The 2,195-nt window shown below is 41.6% G+C and carries 1 protein-coding gene; it reads right to left on the reverse strand.

Annotation, left to right across the window (positions count from 1 at the left end):
* Window positions 1-765: 765 nt before the first annotated feature.
* The gene (locus tag AC1DUA_RS34790; protein WP_477504083.1) at window positions 766-1,863 is read right to left on the reverse strand and encodes an FAD-dependent monooxygenase; all 1,098 of its coding nucleotides are present in this window, start codon (window positions 1,861-1,863) and stop codon (window positions 766-768) included.
* Window positions 1,864-2,195: the final 332 nt, after the last annotated feature.

Raw genomic sequence — 2,195 nt, forward strand, 5'->3', positions numbered from 1 at the left:
GGTAGTTACATCATACAAAAAGGAAGAATACGCTTTCATTGATATATTTAGTGATTACCTTGATAATTTTTGTGATCTATCTGATCCAAGCCTTCTAAAACTTTCCTAACAAAAAACCGGAACCCTCAGCTCCAGGGGTTCCGGTCTTCTTAATCTATAAACGATCCAACAACTGTTCATCCTAAAACATTCACAATCCGCTTCCATTTAAGTCAAGCTCTTCATGCCTCGCAGCCACTCATAAAAACCATCATCGAAAAAAAGATCAGGGATGTAAGTTTGAGTGTACTTACAATTAGGGCATAGAAGAACCAAGCCTTGTTCAAGCACCTTAGGGTATAATTTCTCATGGTTATTGTTGTTTCCACAAGTAAGAGGATGTACTCCTTCTGCCTGTTGGTAATCCTTAATACGTTGCTTAACGTCCTCTTCGTTCATTTATATCCCCTTCATTTGTTGAGATCAGCATTAGGCAAATAATTTTTTCACTCTTCTTTACGATATAATTATACACGATGTACTTAGCTACAACACAAAAAAATCAGCTTCAAGACGCTTCATTATACTTTTACCTCATAAATAAACGRTATCGAATCATTGTTGACATCATCAATAAACATGCCTTCAGGGACGGACGAAGCAGATCGTCCACATTCGCAGTCGCAAAGCATTCAACCGTATCCGCCGCGCCATAGTAAATTATAAAGACTCAGCACCAATCCTTCAGCCTGCAAAACTATAAAAAAACTGCTCCGTTGCTATGTCCTATGCGAATGGTCCTTGCGAATTTCTTTCGCGAATGGCTTCCTCCGTTCGTGGGACAAGAAAATCTACAGACATTTCCGCGGTTGCTTGAATTTCCTCGATGAAAGGACGGAAACTCTTATTGTATTCTTCGAACGCAAGTTCAAAATGCCCATGGCATTTATGGAAAGCATCAGCCAAAGCGGCTGCTCCATCTATTGCCAGTGATCCACCCATGCCAGCAGCCGGAGAAGCGCAGAATCCAGCATCACCAACTAGCGCTACTCTGCCTTTTGTCCATGAGGGCATTTTCATTTGGCACAGCTTGTCAAAGTAAAAAGTTTTGGAGCTCTTCACTTCTTCCAGCAGTTCTGGTGTTCGCCAGCCTAATCCGGAAAACTGATCCAAAATGATATTCCGCTGCTGTTCTTCGTTTCGATAGTCGTACGGGATTTCCACATCTGAAGAAAAGCAGAGAACAATATCGGTTTTATTGTTGTACGCGTTCAGCATGATCGCCTTGCCCGGCTCATTGTACATCTGTGTCGTATTCTCCTGGATCAACAAGTTATTCACGATCGTGATCGAGAAATAAGTTTTAAGAAAATGCGAAAATTCAGCCTCCTCGCCGAAACACAATTTTCTGACGATCGAATGAATACCGTCACAACCGAATACCAGATCATACGAGCGCTTATGACCCCCTTTGAAAACTACGTCAACGCCATCGCTTTCTTCCTTCAACGACACGATGCTATCGCCGAAAATAAACTCGACATCATCTTTGACAGCCTCGAACATGATATTCAGCAATACATCTCGCTCGATTTCATATTCAACTTCTGTGCTCTCCTCACGTAATTCTACTCTTTCAGTGATATCATCTGAATTCTTGAATTCCATCGATCCCATGTTGATATGGTTCGACTGGATTTGGGCAAGCAGCCCCATACGATTCACAATGTCGATGGTATTTCTACCGATATTTACAGGCGTGCCGCCTTTTTTGAGACCTTTGGAGATCTCAACAACGGTGACCTTGTAACCCAATTCCTTCATCCAGTAGGCCGTTGAGAGACCTGCGAAACTAGCTCCGCTAATTAGGACACTTTTTTTCATATTCGTTCCTCCCCTAATCCACAAGATTTTCAATGACTTTGTATAGCATAAAATAGCTTTATAAACTGAATATATACAACTGGTGCAGAGCCAGGCGTTGATATTCTGGAGCGCATTTGTCAAAATGGAAAGTCTGCTTTACATTTTTTTGTTGCACGATATACTTCCCTTATGGGAAGCTAGCTTTCCATAAGGAGGGCAAACGCATTGAATAACCGTGCCTTGATGGGTATTGATAAAATAACGGTATTGATGTTGGCTTTTGCCTATCTGCTCATCCATGGATACGGCGCTTATTACCGCGTTAAGTACTATAAAGAGATGTAGTAAAT

This window comes from Paenibacillus sp. 01T422, from assembly GCF_056398785.1.

Bases quoted from the DNA above. Each gene is read 5' to 3' on its own strand.
- AC1DUA_RS34790 (WP_477504083.1), bottom strand. From the start codon at position 1,863: ATGAAAAAAAGTGTCCTAATTAGCGGAGCTAGTTTCGCAGGTCTCTCA.